Source organism: Achromobacter marplatensis (assembly GCF_002209535.1).
GTDB lineage: Bacteria > Pseudomonadota > Gammaproteobacteria > Burkholderiales > Burkholderiaceae_B > Achromobacter > Achromobacter marplatensis.
This window is the reverse complement of the sequence record NZ_NJIG01000002.1, coordinates 305,907-325,250: the sequence shown is the minus strand read 5'-3', so window position 1 is coordinate 325,250 and position 19,344 is coordinate 305,907. Positions and strand designations below refer to the sequence as shown.

At 67.1% G+C, this 19,344-nt stretch carries 17 protein-coding genes; 14 read left to right on the top strand and 3 right to left on the bottom strand.

The features are described from left to right. The first annotated feature begins 9 nt into the window (after window positions 1–9). From trxB to CEY09_RS05010, 5 genes are read left to right on the top strand one after another with little or no spacing between them, the layout of a single operon-like run. Window positions 10–969: a thioredoxin-disulfide reductase gene (trxB, locus tag CEY09_RS05030; protein WP_006223577.1), complete on the top strand. Its 960-nt coding sequence runs from the start codon at window positions 10–12 to the stop codon at window positions 967–969. Continuing rightward, complete coding sequence (locus CEY09_RS05025) at window positions 956–1,624, top strand: Smr/MutS family protein (protein ID WP_088587790.1); 669 nt, start codon at window positions 956–958, stop codon at window positions 1,622–1,624. The genes trxB and CEY09_RS05025 overlap by 14 nt, the downstream gene beginning before the upstream one ends. Beyond that, complete coding sequence (locus CEY09_RS05020; protein ID WP_006223575.1) at window positions 1,621–1,950, top strand: DMT family transporter; 330 nt, start codon at window positions 1,621–1,623, stop codon at window positions 1,948–1,950. Before CEY09_RS05025 ends, CEY09_RS05020 begins: the two co-directional genes overlap by 4 nt. Continuing rightward, on the top strand, window positions 1,947–2,594 hold the full coding sequence (locus CEY09_RS05015) for a hypothetical protein (protein WP_088587789.1): 648 nt from the start codon (window positions 1,947–1,949) through the stop codon (window positions 2,592–2,594). Before CEY09_RS05020 ends, CEY09_RS05015 begins: the two co-directional genes overlap by 4 nt. Then, the gene (locus CEY09_RS05010) at window positions 2,581–3,720 is read left to right on the top strand and encodes a hypothetical protein (protein ID WP_088587788.1); all 1,140 of its coding nucleotides are present in this window, start codon (window positions 2,581–2,583) and stop codon (window positions 3,718–3,720) included. Before CEY09_RS05015 ends, CEY09_RS05010 begins: the two co-directional genes overlap by 14 nt. Here the strand turns inward: CEY09_RS05010 and CEY09_RS05005 are convergent. Continuing rightward, the gene (locus CEY09_RS05005; protein ID WP_088587787.1) at window positions 3,717–5,807 is read right to left on the bottom strand and encodes a sodium:solute symporter family protein; all 2,091 of its coding nucleotides are present in this window, start codon (window positions 5,805–5,807) and stop codon (window positions 3,717–3,719) included. The genes CEY09_RS05010 and CEY09_RS05005 overlap by 4 nt on opposite strands. Continuing rightward, window positions 5,807–6,091 (bottom strand): DUF4212 domain-containing protein, encoded by a 285-nt coding sequence (locus tag CEY09_RS05000; protein WP_088587786.1) that lies wholly within the window; start codon window positions 6,089–6,091, stop codon window positions 5,807–5,809. Before CEY09_RS05000 ends, CEY09_RS05005 begins: the two co-directional genes overlap by 1 nt. Before the next feature lie 1,028 nt (window positions 6,092–7,119). On the opposite strand from CEY09_RS05000, the gene kdpF reads away from it, so the two are divergent. The 9 genes from kdpF (at window position 7,120) to CEY09_RS04955 (ending at window position 17,655) form a co-directional block, all read left to right on the top strand. Next, entirely contained in the window at window positions 7,120–7,209 is a 90-nt protein-coding gene (gene kdpF, locus CEY09_RS04995) for a K(+)-transporting ATPase subunit F (protein ID WP_006223569.1), read from the top strand. Then, window positions 7,209–9,005 carry a potassium-transporting ATPase subunit KdpA gene (gene kdpA, locus CEY09_RS04990; RefSeq protein WP_088587785.1) on the top strand — a complete coding sequence of 599 codons (1,797 nt, stop codon included), beginning with the start codon at window positions 7,209–7,211 and terminating at the stop codon, window positions 9,003–9,005. The genes kdpF and kdpA overlap by 1 nt, the downstream gene beginning before the upstream one ends. Window positions 9,006–9,027: 22 nt before the next feature. Continuing rightward, on the top strand, window positions 9,028–11,187 hold the full coding sequence (gene kdpB / locus CEY09_RS04985) for a potassium-transporting ATPase subunit KdpB (RefSeq protein ID WP_088587784.1): 2,160 nt from the start codon (window positions 9,028–9,030) through the stop codon (window positions 11,185–11,187). Window positions 11,188–11,230: 43 nt separating this feature from the next. After that, window positions 11,231–11,851: a potassium-transporting ATPase subunit KdpC gene (kdpC, locus tag CEY09_RS04980; protein WP_088587783.1), complete on the top strand. Its 621-nt coding sequence runs from the start codon at window positions 11,231–11,233 to the stop codon at window positions 11,849–11,851. Window positions 11,852–11,902: 51 nt separating this feature from the next. Beyond that, window positions 11,903–14,689: a sensor histidine kinase gene (locus CEY09_RS04975; RefSeq protein WP_088587782.1), complete on the top strand. Its 2,787-nt coding sequence runs from the start codon at window positions 11,903–11,905 to the stop codon at window positions 14,687–14,689. A gap of 12 nt (window positions 14,690–14,701) precedes the next feature. Beyond that, window positions 14,702–15,394 (top strand): two-component system response regulator KdpE, encoded by a 693-nt coding sequence (gene kdpE, locus CEY09_RS04970; protein WP_006223564.1) that lies wholly within the window; start codon window positions 14,702–14,704, stop codon window positions 15,392–15,394. Window positions 15,395–15,511: 117 nt separating this feature from the next. Further along, entirely contained in the window at window positions 15,512–16,279 is a 768-nt protein-coding gene (locus CEY09_RS04965; protein WP_088587781.1) for a TorF family putative porin, read from the top strand. A 143-nt stretch (window positions 16,280–16,422) separates the two neighbouring features. Continuing rightward, complete coding sequence (locus CEY09_RS04960; protein ID WP_234818223.1) at window positions 16,423–16,752, top strand: hypothetical protein; 330 nt, start codon at window positions 16,423–16,425, stop codon at window positions 16,750–16,752. Window positions 16,753–16,755: 3 nt separating this feature from the next. Continuing rightward, the gene (locus tag CEY09_RS04955; RefSeq protein ID WP_088587780.1) at window positions 16,756–17,655 is read left to right on the top strand and encodes a 4-hydroxy-tetrahydrodipicolinate synthase family protein; all 900 of its coding nucleotides are present in this window, start codon (window positions 16,756–16,758) and stop codon (window positions 17,653–17,655) included. On the opposite strand, the gene CEY09_RS04950 is transcribed toward CEY09_RS04955, so the two are convergent. Continuing rightward, entirely contained in the window at window positions 17,633–19,174 is a 1,542-nt protein-coding gene (locus CEY09_RS04950; RefSeq protein WP_088587779.1) for a methyl-accepting chemotaxis protein, read from the bottom strand. The genes CEY09_RS04955 and CEY09_RS04950 overlap by 23 nt on opposite strands. Window positions 19,175–19,344: the final 170 nt, after the last annotated feature.

Sequence of the window (19,344 nt, the reverse complement as noted above, 5' to 3'; positions counted from 1 at the left end):
TACCCGCCCATGTCCACGCCTACGCACGCTAAAGTTTTGATACTCGGTTCCGGCCCTGCCGGTTACACGGCGGCCGTCTATGCGGCACGCGCCAATCTGAGCCCTGTTCTTGTTACAGGTCTGGCCCAAGGCGGCCAGCTCATGACCACCACGGACGTCGACAATTGGCCGGCCGACGCGGATGGCGTGCAGGGTCCGGACCTGATGCAGCGCTTCCAGAAGCACGCCGAACGCTTCAACACCGAAATGCTGTTCGACCACATCGCCAAGGTGGACCTGTCCAAGCGCCCGTTCACGCTGACCGGCGACACCGGCAAGATCTACACCTGCGACGCCCTCATCATTGCCACCGGCGCCTCGGCCAAGTACCTGGGCCTGCCGTCCGAGCAGTCCTTCATGGGCCGTGGCGTGTCCGGTTGCGCCACCTGCGACGGTTTCTTCTACCGTAACCAGGACGTGGTCGTGGTCGGCGGCGGCAACACCGCCGTCGAGGAAGCCCTGTACCTGTCGAACATCTGCCGCAAGGTCACGCTGATCCATCGCCGCGACAAATTCCGCGCCGAACCGATCCTGGTTGACAAGATGATGGCCAAGGTCGAGAACGGCAACATGGCGCTCAAGACCTTCCACACGCTGGAAGAAGTGCTGGGCGACGACAGCGGTGTAACTGGCGTGCGCGTACGCCACGTGGACACTGGCGTCACCGAAGACATGCCGGTCACCGGCGCCTTCATCGCCATCGGCCACCAGCCGAATACGGAAATCTTCCAGGGCCAGCTGGAAATGAAGGACGGCTACATCGTCACCAAGAGCGGCCTGTCCGGCATGGCCACGATGACCTCGGTTCCGGGCGTGTTCGCCGCGGGCGACGTCCAGGACCACGTCTACCGCCAGGCCATCACCAGCGCCGGCACGGGCTGCATGGCTGCCCTGGACGCCCAACGGTGGCTGGAGAATGCGGGGCAGTAAGGTCGGCCTGGCCGACCTGAAACGCCTGAAGAAAGACCTGCAGGCCGAGCGCGAACGCGAAGCGCTCGCCAAGCGGGTCGCGGTGCTGAAGAAACCGGAAAGTGCGCCGCTGGATGACAGGGCCGCTTTCCAGCGCACGATGAAGTCCGTCACGCCGATCAAGGCGGCCGCCCGCGCGGAACACAAGCCCGTGGCGGAACCCGCCCCGGCGCTGCGCCGCGCCAACGCGCTGGGCGAAACGCCGTCACGCGCGGACGCCGGCGTGTCTGACGGCGGCGAAATCACGCACCTCTTGTCCGAAGGCGGCACCGCCTTCGTGCGCAGCGACGCAGCACCCGACACCGCCCGCAACCTGCGCCGCGGTCAATGGCGCGCGGGCGCGGAGCTGGACCTGCACGGCCTGCGTGTCGAACAGGCCCGCCACGCGCTGCTGTCCTTTCTGGACGAATGCCAGGAACACGGCATCCGCTGCGTGCGCGTCGTGCATGGCAAGGGCTATGGCTCGCAAGGGCTGGAGCCGGTGCTGAAAGACAAAGCGCGCACCTGGCTGGTGCAGAAGAATGAAGTCCTGGCGTTTTCCGAGGCGCCAGAACGCGAAGGCGGCGCAGGCGCCCTGCTGGTGCTGTTGCGGCAATCCGAAGGAATGCGCAAATGAAATGGCTCTACCTGGGCGTGGCGATCATCGCCGAGATCTTCGCCACCAGCGCCCTGAAGGGCTCTGAAGGCTTCACCCGGCTGGTGCCGTCCCTCATCACGGTCACCGGCTACCTGATCTCCTTCTACTTCCTGTCGCTGACGCTGCGCGAGATCCCGGTAGGCATCGCCTACGCCATCTGGTCCGGGGTCGGCATCGTGCTGATCTCGATCGTGGGCGCGGTGCTGTTCAAGCAGCACCTGGACACGCCGGCGATGATCGGTATCGGCCTCATCATCGCCGGCGTGGTGGTGATGAACGTGTTTTCGAAATCCGTCTCGCATTGAGCCGCGCCGTCGCGCCGCCGGCTGCGTTGTGGGTCCGCCGTTGGCTGGCGGCCTGGTTGTGCGTCGGCTGCCTTGCCTTCCTGCTGGCCGGCAACGCGTGGTCACAGGAATTCAACCGCGCCGCGGAGCTCGTGCGCTACCGGGCGTGGCTGACGGACTTCAAGCAAGATCTGGACCGCCTGTCCGCCTCGCGGCGCCCGCTATCCGAGGCCGAGCTGGACGCGATGTTCGCCCGCACGGTGGTGCCCGGATCGCGCGCAGCGGGATTCATCCGCCAGAGCTTCGCGCGGCGTGGCAGCGACGGGGCCTATCTCTCGCAACACGGTCCGCGAGCGGTGTTCCTGGGCGTGCTGGACAGCGGCATCCCCGCCGGCCAGGGCGGCGTGTATCCAGAAGCGGACCCGGCGTTGAACGTCGGGGACCTGACCGTCTGGTATCTGCACGTGGACGTGGGCGACATGACCAATACCTACCTGCTGTCGGATAAGCATTTCACGCCCTACCGGCTGCCGCCCCCCGGCAAGCTGGAACGCAACGCCTACCCGTTCCTGCTGATGGATACGCACGGCGGCGCGCTGCGCTTGGGCGGGGTCAGCAGCGAACTCTGGGGGCTGGTTGCCCACCTGCACAATGCCGCGCGTTGAACCTGCCCTGCGCCTGCTGGCGCTGACCGCGCTGTCGATGGCGCCCGGCCTGGCCAGCGCGCTCTGCGAGCCGCTGGCCGCATCCGCCCAACGCCAGACGCGGGTCATGGACATCTCGCTGGAGGGCACAAACACCTTGCTGGCGCTGGACGGTTCGCGCATCCAGTCATGGCAGCCCGCCGTCTCGGTGGAGACCGGCGCGCGCGCCACGCCTGTGATCTGGGCCGAACACGTGGATTGGTCGGTGTACGCCGCCGCGCCGGATGCGCGTATCGGCGTCGCGATGCTGCGCTTCGAAACCGGCGCCGACGGGCGCCGGCATCTGTGCGGCATCGCGCGCTACAGTGTCAACGCCGTGGATGCGGCCCGTGAATCCCGCAAGGCCGCCCTGCCGTCACCCGACTCGGAAACCCGCTACTACTATGGCGATGGCGACCGTCTGACCGGTTATGAAGAGCGCTCCCGCGCGGCGGACGGCCGCCCGAACCCACCGGTACGCTACTGTCTGCGCTATGACGAACACGGCTGGCTGGCCGAACTGGGCGCCAACGATTGCGCCGCAGCCTCCCAACCGATGACCCGCTACGTGCATGACGCGGCAGGCCGGTTGCTGCGCGTCATCGCGTATCAGGAGAAATCCGGCGAGGCGTCGCAGGTCGTGGCCTATGACGGCCAGGGCCGCACGGTGCAGCGCTACTTGCGCCCCCACATCGGGTGGGCCGAAGACGGCCCTGCGCTGGGGCTGCCCTATCGCGAGATTCAAAGCGACTACGCCGTGCTGGTATTGCCGGGCCCGACCTGGAAGCCGCCCGCGCTGGATTCGTACCACTATGACTGGGCCATCGTGCGGCCCACGCCCGGCAACGGCGGCCGCGACATCTACGCCGCCAAGCGCGACCCCGCCCAGGTGCTGGCCAAAGGCAACAGCGGCAATGGCGGCCAGTTCGCCCTGACCGCCGCGCAGAAGCAGCGCATCTGGGAAGCCGCCGGCCAGACGCCGGGCGGTGTGCAATGGCTGTGGGCGCCGGGCCAGACGTATACCTTGCTGCAAGCCATGCCCGACGCCGTGTGGGCGGCCTGCACCGATCCGGACAATCGCAAGACCGACGCCTGCGGCACGCCTTAGGCGTTTTCGGCCGGCGGGCGCGGCGCGCCCGGGTGGCGCAGATAATCCACCAGCGCCAGCGTCGCGCGGTCAGGCGGCGGCGTCAGCAGCGACACCACGATGATCGTCAGGAAGGCCACGGGCGCGCCGAATATGCCGGCCGCGATCGGCTGGATGCCCCACCACAGGTCGACCGGTTGCGTGCGTGAAATGCCCAGCACCCATTCGCGCAGCCACGGATGCGTGTGCGTCATGTAGGCGAAGGTCACTGCCAGCCCCGCCGCCATGCCCAAGGTGGCGCCCCATTTGTTGGCGCGGCGCCAGAATACGCCCATGACCAGGGCGGGAAAAAAGGACGACGCCGCGAACGAAAAGGCGGCTGACACCATGAACAGGATGTCGGCAGGCTTGCGCGCCGCCACCCAGGCCGCGCCGAACGCCACCACCAGCAACAGGATTTTCGACACCATCACCCGGCGCGCGGCCGACATGCGCGGCGACACCATCCGGTACCACATGTCGTGCGACAGGGAATTGGACAAGGTCAGCAACAGGCCGTCGGCGGTGGATAGCGCGGCCGCCAGCCCGCCGGCCGCCACCAGGCCTGAAATCACGTAGGGCAGCCCCCCGATCTCAGGCATGGCCAGCACCACCACGTCGGCGCCCATGCTGATTTCACTTAGCTGCACGACGCCGTCGCGGTTGATGTCGGTGACGTCCAGCAGGTTGCTGTCGACCGCGCTCCAGGCGTGTACCCAATTGGGCAGGCTGAGGAAATTCGACCCCACGACCTGCGTATAGACCTCGTACTTGACCAATAGGGCCAGCGCGGGCGCCATGAAATACAGCAGCAGGATGAACAGCAGAGACCAGCACACCGACTTGCGCGCCTCGATCACCGAGGGCGTGGTGTAGGACCGCATCAGGATGTGCGGCATGCCCGCGGTTCCCAGCATCAGGCACAGCACCAGCGCCAGGAAATTGATGCGCATGTTGCGCCGCTCTTCCGGGTCTTTGGCGGGAAAGGGTTCGGCATGCGGCGTGGGGGGTGCGGCCCGCGCTTCGAAGGTCGCACGGGCTTGCGACCAGAGCACGCGCGCATCTTCCACGCTGGCCGGGTACGCGGCCAACTCCCGTTCGGCGGAACGGATCTCGACCATGGGCGCATCGCTGGCGTTCAACTGCGCCAGCCGGCTACGCAGCTTGTCCTTTTCCAGCGTCCAGGATTCGGGCAGCGCCTGCACGCGCTGCGCCATCTGGTCGGCGTGCTGCTGCCAAAGCCGGCGCACCTCGATTTCGGACGGGTCGTTCTGCAGGTAGATCTCTTTTTCGGTCACCTGCTGCAGCACCACGCCGGCCGACAGCTGCGGCACGGGCATGTCGGTGTGCTTGATCGACAGCCACACCACCGGCACCAGGTAGGCGATGACCAGGATGATGTACTGCCCCACCTGTGTCCACGTCACGGCGCGCATGCCGCCCAGGAACGAACAGACCAGCATGCCGCCCAGCGCCACGAAGATGCCCAGCTCGAACGAAATGCCGGTCATGCGCGTGGTGATGATGCCCACGCCGTAGATCTGCGCCACCAGGTAGGTGAACGAACACAGGATGGCGCAGGCCACGCCCGCCAGGCGCGGCATGTTGCCGCCATAGCGCGCGCCCATGAAGTCGGGAATGGTGTACTGGCCGAAGCGCCGCAGGTATGGCGCCAGCAGCATCGCCACCAGCACGTAACCGCCCGTCCAGCCCATGATGTAGGCCAGCCCGCCATAGCCGGTCAGGTACAGCGTGCCCGCGACCCCGATGAAGGACGCGACCGACATCCAGTCCGCCGCCGTCGCCATGCCGTTGTAGATGGCGGGCACGCGCCGCCCAGCTACGTAGTATTCGACCTGGTCCGAGGTGCGGCACACGATGCCGATGCCCGCGTACAGGCTGACCGTGACCAGCAGGAAGACGTAGCCGATCCAGTTGCGCGGCATGCCCAGGATTTCGGCCAGCGCCATCAACAGGATCATTAGCGCGAAGCCGGCCGTGTACAGCACGTAGATGCGGCGCAGTCGGATCCGGAATTCCTGGGGAGTGTCTCCGCTGAAAAACGGCATCAGCGGTCCCCGCCCGCGGCTTCTGCCTCGGCGCGCTCGTCGGCCCGGTTCATGATCCGGGCATACACGCCGATGATGATCAGGTAGGCCAGCGGCGCCCCGTAGGCCGCCATCCAGAAAGCGAACGGCCAGCCGATGAAATCGAAGGTCAGGCTGCGGGCGAAAAAGGCGGGAATGAAGGTAAGCGCCGCCCAGACGGCCAGCTGCAACACGATCAGCCGCAAGTTGCGGCGCCAATAGGGGGTGGAAGCGGGCTTGGAGGTAGAAGCGAGGGGTTCGGGCATAGCTAGGATGTTCAGACCCTACCTGGATAGCGCGAAACGCTGCGTCTGAAAAGCCCTGGCGGATGATATTCGGGCTTTTTATGCGACAACGGCTGGCACTGCCTGGTGCCAGCCGTTGTGCGTTTTGCTTTTTTTGAGTACTGCTTTACTTTTTTTATGTACCGGTGCCGCCGGTATTTGCCCATGCAGGGCTTTGTCTCCTCACCTGCATGGGAAGAGATTCTGCACCAAGTGCGGGAATGCCACACTAGGGGAATGCCCTAAGACGGAGCATTCATTTACATATTCCATGCACCACAGTAGTGCAATTTGACCGCAAAGTTCTAAATATTGGGATTTTTTGGCGAAAAAGCACGAATTGAGCCAAGTTCAGAAATGCCGCCGATCCCGGAATATGACGATCGCCACCGCAGCATGCCCGGAATCGGGCGCGGCTCCAAAGGGCAGCAACACCCTCCAAAAGAACCCCGCAACGCTCGCAAGAACGCCCCACACGCCACCAGAATAGCCGCGCCGCCGCCGGGCCGTCCCAAGGCGGCGCAGCCCCCTCGGGGGGCAGCAAGCGCGCAAAGCGCGCGCAGCGTGGGGGTCCTCCCTGCGCCGCCGCCGGGCCGCCCCCAAGGCGGCGCAGCCCCCTCGCGGGGCAGCAAGCGCGCAAAGCGCCCGCAGCGTGGGGCCCGCGCCGCCGCCGGGCCGCCCCCAAGGCGGCGCAGCCCCCTCGGGGGGCAGCAAGCTCGCGAAGCGAGCGCAGCGTGGGGGCCCACCCCTCTTTATTTTTTGTTTACACCCCCCTCCCGAACGTATATCCCGTTTTTATCCCCTGCTCCGTAACCTGCCGGTGTCCTGATTGGTCACCTGGCCTGCCCGGCGCGCATCCGCCTTTGCCGCGCAGGCCCGTCGTTCGAAGGGAGCCGTGCTCCCGGGAGGAAAAACGTGGATGCCATCTATATCGCCGTCTTCGCCGTCATGGCCGGGCTGACTGTCGCCCTGCTGCGCTTCTGCGAAGCCCTGTCTACGGGAGAGCCGTCATGAACTGGCTCTATTGGGTCAGCGGCCTGACCGCCGCCCTGCTGTTCGTGTACCTGCTGGTCGCCCTGTTCAAACCGGAGAAATTCTGATGACCGCCGAATTCGTCGGATTGCTGGTCCTGTACCTGGCAGTCCTGCTTGCGATCGCGCCCCTGCTCGGGCGCTACATCCGCATCGCCATGGAAAACGGGCAATCCCGGCTGACCGCCTGGGGCCGCCCGCTTGAGCGCGGCATATACCGGCTTGCGGGCATCGACCCGCAGGCCGAGATGGGCTGGAAGCGCTACACCCTGGCCGTGCTGGCCTTCAACATCCTGGGCATCGTGGTCGTCTACGGCCTGCAACGGCTCCAGGGCATGCTGCCGCTGAACCCGGCCGGCATGGGCGCCGTGACGCCGGACTCGGCCCTGAACACCGCCATCAGCTTCGTCGCCAACACCAACTGGCAAGGCTATGCCGGCGAATCCACGATGAGCTACCTGACGCAGATGCTGGCGCTGACGGTGCAGAACTTCGTCTCGGCCGCCACCGGCATCGCCGTCCTGTTCGCGCTGATCCGCGGGCTGGCGCGGCACTGCTCGGCCACCGTCGGCAACTTCTGGGCCGACATGGTCCGCTGCACGCTGTATGTGCTGCTGCCCCTGTCCTTCGTGCTGGCGCTGGCGCTCGTCAGCCAGGGTGTGATCCAGAACTTCAGCCCCTACCAGGACGTGCAGACGGTGGAAGCCCTGCATTACGACCAGCCGCGCGTGGACGCCCAGGGCCAGCCGGTGCTGGATGCCAAGGGCCAGCCCGTGACCGATCCCGCCGTCACCTCGACGCAGACGCTGGCGATGGGCCCGGTGGCCTCGCAAGAAGCCATCAAGCTGCTGGGCACCAACGGCGGCGGCTTCTTCAACGCCAACTCGGCGCATCCGTTCGAGAACTCGACGCCGCTGGCGAACTTCCTGGAGATGCTGGCGATTCTGGCGATCCCCGCCGCGCTGTGCTTCACCTTCGGCGAGATGGTGGGCAGCCGGCGCCAGGGCATCGCGATCCTGGCGGCGATGACGGTGCTGTTCGCCGCCTTCGCGTTGGGCACCGCCTACTTTGAGCAGCAGCCCAACCCCATGGCGGCCCAGGCCGGCGCCGACAGCGCAATGACCGCGTTCTCGCCGGGCGGCAACATGGAAGGTAAGGAAACGCGCTTCGGCATCGCCGCGACATCGCTGTTCGCCGTCATCACCACGGCCGCCTCCTGCGGTGCGGTCAACGGCATGCATGACTCCCTGACCGCGATGGGCGGGCTGTCGCCGATGTTGCTGATGCAGTTGGGCGAAGTGGTCTACGGCGGCGTGGGATCCGGTCTCTACGGCATGCTCGCCTTTGCCATCCTGGGGGTCTTCATTGCCGGCCTGATGATCGGCCGGACGCCCGAATACCTGGGCAAGAAGATCGAGGCCTACGACATGAAGATGGTCTCCATCGTCATCCTGGCAACGCCGCTGCTGGTGCTGGGCGGCACCGCGTTGGCCGTCTCCGTGTCGGCCGGCCAGGCGGGGGTGCTGAACCCCGGCATCCACGGCTTCTCGGAAATCCTCTACGCGCTGTCCTCCGCCGCCAACAACAACGGCAGCGCCTTCGCCGGGTTGTCCGCCAACACGCCCTTCTACAACGTGCTGCTGGGCATCGCCATGTGGTTCGGCCGTTTTGCCGTGATCATCGCCGTGATGGCGATGGCCGGGTCGCTGGCGGCCAAGCGCCGGCTGCCCGCCGGCCCCGGCAGCATGCCCACGACCGGTCCCCTCTTCGTGGTGCTGCTCATCGGCGCCGTGCTGCTGGTGGGCGCCCTGACATATGTGCCCGCGCTGGCCTTGGGCCCGGTCGCGGAACACCTGCAACCCTGAATGCAACAGGCTAGGAAAGAAAATGGCCAAGATTGAAATGCCAACAACCAGCGCAGGCGGCGGTGCCGCCCGCGCGCCCGCCGCTGCGTCCCAAGACCGTTCCTTCTGCATGTGGTCGCGCTCGCTGGTCGGGCCCGCCGTGCTGGACAGCCTGCGCAAGCTTTCGCCCGCCGCGCAGTTGAAGAACCCCGTGATGTTCGTGGTCTACGTCGGCAGCATCCTGACGACCTTGCTGTGGGTGATGGCCCTGCGCGGCCAGGCCGAGGCCCCTGCGGGCTTCATCCTGGCCATCTCCGTATGGCTGTGGTTCACCGTGCTGTTCGCCAACTTCGCCGAAGCATTGGCCGAGGGGCGCGGCAAGCAGCAGGCGGCCACCTTGCGCGGCCTGCGCACCACCATCAATGCCCGTCTGCTAAAGAATTTCCGCGAGGCGGACATCCGCGACGCGCAGCCCGGGCAATGGCGCGACCAGGCCGTCAGCCAGCCCTCGGGCCTGCTGCGCCGCGACGACGTGGTGCTGGTTGAAGCCGGCGAGACCATCCCCGGCGACGGGCAAGTGATCGCGGGCGTCGCCTCGGTGGACGAAAGCGCCATCACCGGCGAATCCGCGCCCGTCATCCGCGAATCCGGCGGCGACTTCTCGTCGGTCACGGGCGGCACGCGCGTGCTCTCCGACTGGATCTTCGTGCGCATCGCGGCCGATCCCGGCGAGAGCTTCCTGGACCGCATGATCGCCATGGTGGAAGGCGCCAAGCGCCAGAAGACGCCGAACGAACTGGCGCTGACCATCCTGCTGGTCGGGCTGACCGTGGTGTTCCTGCTGGTCGTCGTGACCCTGATGCCGTTCTCGATCTACGCGGTCAGCGCGGCCGGCGGCGGCTCGGCGGTCACCGTGACCGTGCTGGTGGCGCTGCTGGTCTGCCTGATCCCCACCACCATCGGCGGCCTGCTGTCGGCCATCGGCGTGGCAGGCATGAGCCGCATGATGAGCGCCAACGTCATCGCCACGTCGGGCCGCGCGGTGGAAGCGGCGGGCGACGTCGATGTGCTGCTGCTGGACAAGACCGGCACCATCACCTTCGGCAACCGCCAGGCCTCCACCTTCCTGCCCGCGCCGGGCGTCTCCCCGCGTGAACTGGCGGATGCGGCCCGCCTGGCCTCGCTGGCCGACGAAACGCCGGAAGGCCGCAGCATCGTGGCGCTGGCCGACAAAGCCATCCACGCGCCCGCACCCCACATGGCCGAGGTCGAATTCGTGCCCTTCACGGCGCAGTCGCGCATGAGCGGCGTGAACCTGGGCGACCGCATGATCCGCAAAGGCGCGGTCGATGCGATCCAGGCCTGGCTGGCCGCGCAGGAGACGACCGTGCCGGACCAGGTCTTGCGTCTGGCCGAAGACGTGGCCCGCCGCGGCAGCACGCCGCTGATGGTCAGCGACGGCAACCGTGCGCTGGGCGTGGTGGAACTGAAAGACATCGTCAAACCCGACATCCAGTCGCGCTTTGCCGAACTGCGCCGCATGGGCATCAAGACGGTGATGATCACGGGCGACAACAAGCTGACGGCGGCCTCCATCGCGGCCGAGGCCGGCGTGGACGACTTCCTGGCGGAAGCCACGCCCGAGGCCAAGTTGAAGCTAATCCGCGCCTATCAGTCCGAAGGCCGGCTGGTGGCGATGACGGGCGACGGCACCAATGACGCGCCCGCACTGGCGCAGGCCGATGTGGCGGTGGCGATGAACTCGGGCACCCAGGCCGCCAAAGAAGCCGGCAACATGGTGGACCTGGACTCCAACCCGACCAAGCTCATCGAGATCGTCGAAATCGGCAAGCAGATGCTGATGACCCGCGGCGCGCTGACGACGTTCAGCGTGGCCAACGACGTGGCCAAGTACTTCGCCATCATTCCCGCCGCGTTCGCCACGGTCTATCCGCAGCTCAACGTGCTGAACATCATGGGCCTCACCACACCGGCCTCCGCCATCCTGTCAGCCGTGATCTTCAACGCGCTGATCATCGTCGTGCTGATCCCGTTGGCGCTCAAAGGCGTGCGTTACCGGCCCCTGGGCGCGTCCGTGCTGCTGCGCCGCAACCTGCTGATCTATGGCCTGGGCGGCCTGCTGGTGCCCTTCGTGGGCATCAAGCTGGTCGACATGGTGCTGACCGCGTTGGGCTGGGTCTGACCCCGTCCGCCGCATCCAGCCCAACTGAAGAAAGGAATCCATCATGAAACACGCAACGCAATCCGCCCCCGCGCGGCCGTACTCGGGCGGCATCCTGCGTCCGGCACTGGTCGTCTTCGCCGCCCTGTCCCTGGTGACGGGCCTGGCCTACCCCTTCCTGACCAGCGGCGTGGCGGCCGCGGTATTCCCGCACGAAGCGGCGGGTTCGCTGATCAAGCAGGGCGACAAGGTCGTCGGCTCGGAACTGATCGGGCAGTCCTTCACGTCGCCCCAGTACTTCTGGAGCCGCCCGTCGGCCACCGCGCCAATGCCGTACAACGCCGCAGCCTCGGGCGGGTCGAACCTGGGTCCGCGCAACCCCGCGCTGGCCGAAGCCATCCAGGCCCGCATCGCGGCGCTCAAAGCAGCCGACCCCGAGAACCCCACGCCCGTGCCCGTGGATCTGATCACGGCCTCGGGCAGCGGGCTGGACCCGCACATCAGCCCGGCCGCGGCAAGCTACCAGGCGGCGCGGGTCGCCCGCGCGCGGCACCTGCCCCGCGAACAGGTCGATGCCCTGATCCAGGCCAATACCGAAAAGTCCTGGCTGGGCGTGCTGGGCGACCCCGTCGTCAATGTCCTGATGCTGAACCTGGCGCTGGACCAACTGGGCACGGGACGCTGATGCCGCAGCGTATAGTATTGCCAGCCTTCCCCACCCAACCCTTGCGCGTTCATGGCTGACATTGCTGGCGAGCGTCCCGACCCCGACGCGCTCTTGAAAACCTTGGACGACGCCGCGCGCCAGGCGGTGCGCGGCAAGCTGCGCGTGTACTTCGGGTCATCGGCCGGCGTGGGCAAGACCTACGCCATGCTGGTCGCAGCCCGGGCGCAAGCCGCGCAGGGGGTCAGCGTGCTGGCCGGCATCGTCGAAACCCATGGCCGCCGCGAAACCGCCAGCCTGCTGGAAGGCCTGGCGGTCTTGCCGCTGAAAGACGTGGCGTACCGCGGCCATGTGCTGAAGGAATTCGACCTGGACGGCGCGCTGGCCGCCCGGCCCGGCCTGGTCCTGGTGGATGAACTGGCGCACTCGAACGCACCCGGTTCCCGCCACGCCAAGCGCTGGCAGGACATCCAGGAATTGCTGTCGGCCGGCATCGACGTCTGGACCACGCTGAACGTGCAGCATCTGGACAGCCTGAACGAAGCGGTGGGCAGCATCACCGGCGTGCGCGTCTGGGAGACCGTGCCCGACGAGGTCTTCGACGCCGCCGACGAAGTCATCCTGGTGGACCTGTCGGCCGACGAGCTGCTGCGGCGATTGAAGGAAGGCAAGGTCTACCTGCCCGAACAGGCCCGCCACGCCACCCGCAATTTCTTCCGCAAGGGCAACCTGATCGCCTTGCGCGAACTGGCGCTGCGCCGCACCGCCGACCACGTCGACGACGACGTCCAGGCCTATCGGCGCGACCGCGCGATCGAACCCGTCTGGCGCACCCGCGAAGCCGTGGTCGCCTGCATCGGTCCGGACATCGACGCCGAATACGTGATCCGCAGCGCGCACCGGCTGAGCCAGCAGCTGGAATGCGACCTGCACGTCGTCACCATCGATACGCCGCGCGCGGCGCCCACGCCGCAGGCCGAGCAAGACCGCATGCAGCGCAGCCTGGCCCTGGCGGATTCCCTGGGCGCGCGCACCGAAACCCTGGCCGGCGGCGACATGGTCGATGCCGTGGTGCGCTACGTGCGCCGGCACAACATCACCAAGGCCATCGTCGGCCGCACGCGGGCCACGGGCCTGCAACGCCTGCGCCTGTCGGTGTCGGCCTTGCTGACGGCGGCCATCACGCCCGGCTGGCTATGGCGCCGGCACAGCTTCGCCGACATGCTGGCTGCGGGCTGCCCCGAAATCGACATCATCCGGCTGGGCGCCCCGCCCCTGCCCGCCAGCGCCGCTTCCGGCCGCGACCCGCTCACGCTGGGGCGCCGGGCAGGCCAGAACGGCGACGAACGCAATGCCCGCCCACTGGCCGGCTACGCCTGGGCGCTGTGCTATTGCGCGGCGGCCACGGGCCTGTCGATGCTGGCCTTTCCTGTACTGCACCAGACCAACATCGTCATGCTGTTCCTGCTGGCGGTGGTGGGCGTGGCGCTGCGACATGGACGCGGGCCAGCCGCGCTGGCCTCCGTCGTCAGCGTGGGGCTGTTCGACTTTTTCTTCGTGCAGCCGCTGGCCTCGTTCGCCGTCTCGGACGTGCAGTACCTGCTGACCTTCGGCGTCCTGCTGTCCGTGGGCCTGCTGATCGGTCAACTAACGGCAGGGCTGCGCCTGCAGGCCCAGGCCTCGGTCAAGCGCGAGGCCGATGCGCGCAGCCTGTACGAGTTCGCCCGCGAACTGTCGTCGGCGTTGCTGCCCGAACAGATCGTGGCCTCGGCCGGCGCCTTCGTGCATGCCACCTTCGGCTCGCGCTGCGCGCTGTACATCCTGGGCCTGGACGACCGCCTGAAGCTGGCCTCGCCCGCGGCCGACGACATGCCGCCCCTGGAATCCGCGCTTGCCCAATGGGTCTATGACCACGGCCAGCCGGCCGGTGCCGGCACCGCCACGCTGTCCAACAGCGATCTGCTGTACCTGCCGCTGAAGGCGCCCATGCGCACGCGCGGAGTACTGGCGCTGGCCGCGCCCCGCCGCAGCCTGTTCACCCATCCCGATTCGCGGCGCCAGATCGAGGCCTACGCCACGCTGATCGCCATCGCGCTGGAGCGCTTGCACTACGTGGAAGTAGCGCAGCAAGCGCTGGTCAGCATGGAATCGGAACGGCTGCGCAACTCGCTGTTGGCCGCCGTGTCGCACGACCTGCGCACGCCGCTAACCAGCCTGATCGGCATGACCGACACCCTGACGCGCCAGCAGACGGCGCTGCCGCCCGACGTGCAGGACACCGTCCGCGCCATGCGCGACCAGGCGCAACGCATGCATGCGCTGGTCGTCAACCTGCTGGACATGGCGCGGCTGCAAAGCCGCGACACCCCGCTGCGCCTGGAATGGCAATCCATCGAAGAACTGGTGGGCGCGTCGCTGGCCGCCATGCGCGAACCTCTGGCCGGCCATCACGTTACCGTGGCCAGCCTGTCGCAATTGCCGCTGGTGGAATGCGATGGCGTACTGATCGAACGCGTGCTGTGCAACCTGCTTGAGAACGCGGCCAAATACACGCCGGCGGGCAGCACGCTGCGCATCCACGCCGCGGTGCATGAAGCGGAACTGCGCGTGGCCGTCAGCGACAACGGCCCCGGCGTCGCCCCTGGCGCCGAACGCCGCATCTTCGAAAAATTCACGCGCGGCGAGCGCGAATCGGCCACGCCAGGCGTCGGCCTGGGCCTGGCCGTGTGCGAAGCCATCATCTCGGCCCATCACGGCCGCATCTGGGTCGAGCACACGCCCGGGCTGGCCTCCGGCGCGCAGTTCGTCTTCAGCCTGCCGCTGGGCACGCCGCCCGCGATCCAACCCGAAACCCTTTGACCGGCCATCCGCATGTTCGACTACCAGCCTACCGTCCTGATCATTGAAGATGACGCCAACATCCGGCGCTTCGTCCGCCAGGCGTTGGAAAGCGAAGGGTGCGTGGTGCACGAGGCGGACACCGTCCGCCGCGGCCTGATTGAGGCCGGCACCCGGCAGCCCGACGCCATCGTGCTGGACCTGGGCCTGCCTGATGAAGACGGCATGACCCTGATCCGCGAACTGCGCGGCTGGACGGAAGTGCCCGTCCTGGTGCTGTCCGCCCGCAGCGCCGAAGCCGACAAGGTGGCCGCGCTGGATGCTGGCGCCGACGACTACCTGACCAAGCCTTTCGGGGTCAGCGAACTGCTGGCCCGCCTGCGCGTGCTGCTGCGCCGGCATGCGCGCGGCGGCGCGGGCAACGCGGCCGAGATTGCGTTCGGCGACGTGCGCGTCGACTTCTCCAAACGCGTTGTCGAACGCGCCGGCCAGCACGTGCATCTGACCGCCATGGAATACCGCCTGCTTGCCGCGTTGCTGGCGCACCGGGGTAAGGTCATGACCCACCGCGAACTGCTGCGCGAGGTCTGGGGGCCGTCCCACGTGGAAAGCAACCACTACCTGCGGATCTACATGGGCCATCTGCGCCAGAAGCTGGAAGCCGACCCCGCCCAGCCCGTCTACCTGCTGACCGAAATCGGCGTGGGCTACCGCTTCGCGGGCTGAACGCCCGCGCCATTCGCATGCATTGATGCGGCCTTTACGCGGACGGCGCGAGTCTTGTCTCGCGCTTTATGCCGATCCTCCTATTGTTGCGGTCCCGTTCAACATCTGGAGCATCCCATGTCCCGCAACACCCTGGCCGCGCTTGTCCTGCTGACGCTCAGCGCCACCGCGCACGCCAGCGACGCACCCGCCGCCGCAGAAGCCCCCGCCGCCTCCGATTTCAGCCTGACGGCCAACGTCACGCTGGCCAGCCAGTACCGCTACCGCGGCCTGATGCAGTCGAACAACAAGCCCGCCATCCAGGGCGGCTTCGACCTGGCGCACGCCAGCGGCTTCTACCTGGGCAACTGGAACTCCAGCATCAGCTGGCTCGGCGACACCAACAGCGAGGTCTCCGCGCCCGTCGAGATGGACTTCTACGGCGGCTACAAGGGCAACCTGACGGACAACGTGCCCGTCGACCTGGGCGTCTTGCAGTACTACTACCCCGGCGACTACCCGTCCGGCTACACCAGCCCCGATACCACCGAGTTGTATGCCGGCATCGGCTACGGCCCCGTGATGTTCAAGTACTCCATCGCCCTGACCAACCTGTTCGGCTTCGCCGACAGCAAGTACAGCCAGTACTTCGACGTGTCGGGCAACATCGACACCGGCATCTGGGGCCTGACCGTCAACGCCCACGTCGGCCGCCAGGTCGTGCGCAACGTCGACAACGGATCCTATACCGACTGGAAGCTGGGCCTGACCAAGGACTTCGGCCAGGGCCTCTCGGTCTCGCTGGCGTACCTGGACACCAACGCGGACCGCGCCGTCTACACCAACACGCACGGGCGCGACATGGGCCGCGCGACCGGCCTGCTGTCAGTGACCAAGACGTTCTGAGCGCCCGGGGCGTTGACACGTTTTTTACGCGCCGCGCCCGCTTTTATCGGCAGGATTTACGGCGCCGTTCCTATAGTGGAATCGTCATCAACCAACCGGAACCGCGGACCGCGCCAGACGGCGCCTCCGCTCCCCCCGCCGCCATGATTCCCCGACTGGACCGCCGCAGCCACGCTTTCCCCGATCGTTCCCCGGCCCCTTGCCTGCCGCCTCTGCCGCAATCCGAAATGGTGGCGCTGACGGTCAGGATCGACACGCTGGATGCCCTGAAGGTGCGCCTGGCGCTGCACCGCGAACTGGGCGACCGCATCGGCATATACCTGCTGTCGGTGGACCACGCCCATGCGCAAAGCATCTTGCAGCTGCAATGTGCGCGCGGTGAACTGGACGCCTTGATGCACGCCGTCATGTGCGGCCTGCCCCAGGCGGAATTCGGCCCGGTGCGCCCGGCACCCGCGATCACGGTGCAATAAGCCATGGACATGCCAGCCAAGACGGTTTTCGACGGCATCTGGTTGCCGATGGTCACGCCGCTGCGCGGCGGCTATGTGGACCTGGACGCCGCGCAGGCGCTGGCCCGCTATTACCGCAATGCGGGCATCGCGGGCCTGGTCCTGTTCGGGTCCACGGGCGAAGGCAATCTGCTGAGCCTGTCGGAGAAGACCGACATGATCGAGGCCATCGCCAGCGATCCGCACGCGCTTCCGATGGTGTTTGGCGCGGGCGGCGTCGATACGCGGGGCGTGGCCACCGCGATCCGCCGCCTGGACAAATATGCGCCCTCGGGCTATCTGGTGCCCCCCCCCTACTACCTGGGCCCGTCGCAGCCGGGCATGCTGTGGCACTACCGGCAGATCGCCTGGGCGACCGAACGGCCCATCATCCTGTACAACATCCCCAAGCGCACGGGCGTCACCATGACGGTCGAAACCATGGAGACCCTGGCGCTGCTGCCCAACTTCACGGCGGTCAAGGAATGCAACCCGTCAGTGCTGGCCACCTTGAATGCGCGCGGCAAGCTGAACGCGCTGTGCGGCGAAGATCTGGCGCTGCTGGACCACTGGCTGGCCGGCGGCCGCGGCGCCATTCCGGCCGCGGCACACCTGTTCCCCGAGCGCTACGTCGAAGTCATGCAACTGGCGCGCGACGGCCACGCCGAGGCCGCGCGCGAGCTCTTCGAACCCTTGCGCGGCCTGATCCGGCTGCTGTTCGCCGAACCGAACCCGGCGCCACTCAAGCGCGCCCTATCCCTGCAAGGGCTGATCGCCGACGAACTGCGCATGCCCATGATGCCGGCCAGCCGGGAACTGAGCCCCCGGCTGCAACGCGCCATGAGCGCGGTCCAGGGTTCCCCTAACCGGCTGCAGACAGCTTGAAGATGGACACGGCGCGGGCCAGGTCGTCGGCCTGCTCGTGCAGGGTAGCCGCAGACGCGGCGAATTCCTCGACCAGCGCGGCGTTCTGTTGCGTCACGCTGTCCAGATGCGTCACGGCCTGATTGATCTGCTCGATGCCCACGCTCTGCTCGGCCGACGCCGTAGCGATCTCGCCCATCAGCGGCGCGCTGGTGGCGGCCGATTCCAGCACGCTGCCCATCGTGGCGCTGGCCTGCTCGACACGTTGGCTGCCGCGCGCGACCGACTCCGACGAGGTTTCGATCAAGCCCTTGATTTCCTTGGCCGCGGTGGCCGACCGCTGCGCAAGCGCACGGACTTCGCCCGCCACGACCGCGAACCCGCGCCCCTGCTCGCCCGCCCGCGCCGCTTCCACGGCGGCGTTCAGGGCCAGGATGTTGGTCTGGAACGCTATGCCATCGATCACGCTGATGATCTCGTCGATGCGCTGGGAGCTGTGCGAAATCTCGCGCATGGCGTCGATGGCGTGTTGGGTTTCTTCGCTGCCCTGGCGCGCCAGTTGCGCCGCCTCTCCAGCCAGCGAACTGACCTCGCGCACATGCTCCGCGCTTTGCTTGGCCGTGGCGGTGATCTCCTCCACGCTGGCGGCCGTCTGCTCCAGGGCTGCGGCCTGCTTCTCGGTGCGGTCCGACAGGTCCATGCTGCCCGCCGCGATCTGGCGCGACGCCGCCGCGATCGATCCCGTGGATTGCACGATGGTACGCACGGCGGCATCCAGGCGTTCCTGCATCCGCGCCATGGCGTCGAACAGGCGACCGATTTCGCCGCGATGGTGACGCGACACGATGCTGGACAAATCGCCGTTGGCCACGCGTTCGCACAGCGCCACCGCCTCGTCCAGCGGACCGATGACATGCGTGCGGAAAAAGCGCAGCGCGGCAATCAGCACCAAGGCCAGCAAGCCCAGCGTCACGGCGCCCTGGCGCCATAGCGTGCCATAGAACGCGGCGTCCACATCATCCACATACAGGCCTGTGAAAATGAGCCACCCCCAGTCGGCGTCGTAAGTCGCGTAACTGATCTTCGGCAAGGCCTCGACCTCACCCGGCCGCGGGAACCGGTACTGCACATAACCCCCGCCCGCCTTGCCCCCGGCATACAGGTTTTCAAAGATCGGCAAGCCGTCGACGTCCTTGATGGCGCGCACGTTCGTGCCCACGAGCTTGGCGTCGGGGTGGACCAGCAAGGCGTAATCGTCGCCGAAGACGCCCACATACCCGTCGGCGCCGTAGCGCAATTGCGCCAACCGCCGCGCCACGTTGCGCTTGGCGTCGGCCAGGGGCATGCCCTCGCTGACGCTCTGCTTGCCGTTGCGTAGGATGCCGGCCGCCAGGTCCAGAACGTGGCGCAGTTCCGTCTTGCGCTCGGCCACCATTTCGGTGCGGCGTTGCCACGCGTCCCAGGCGCCCAGAACCAGGACGGCGGCGCCGATGGCGAACACGAACCACAGCAGTTCCCTGCGCAGGCTGGAATTTTTCACAGGCTCTCCTCTTAGTGCCCACTCCTGCCAGTGAAACCATTAGCGGCAGAATGTGACGGTTTATGTATTGCGTTCCGTCAGGATACGGGGACACAGCAGGGTTTTCACCAAGTCGAAGCATCAAGCTTGATCTAGCGCAACCCCAAAAGAAAAACGCAAGGCGGATACGC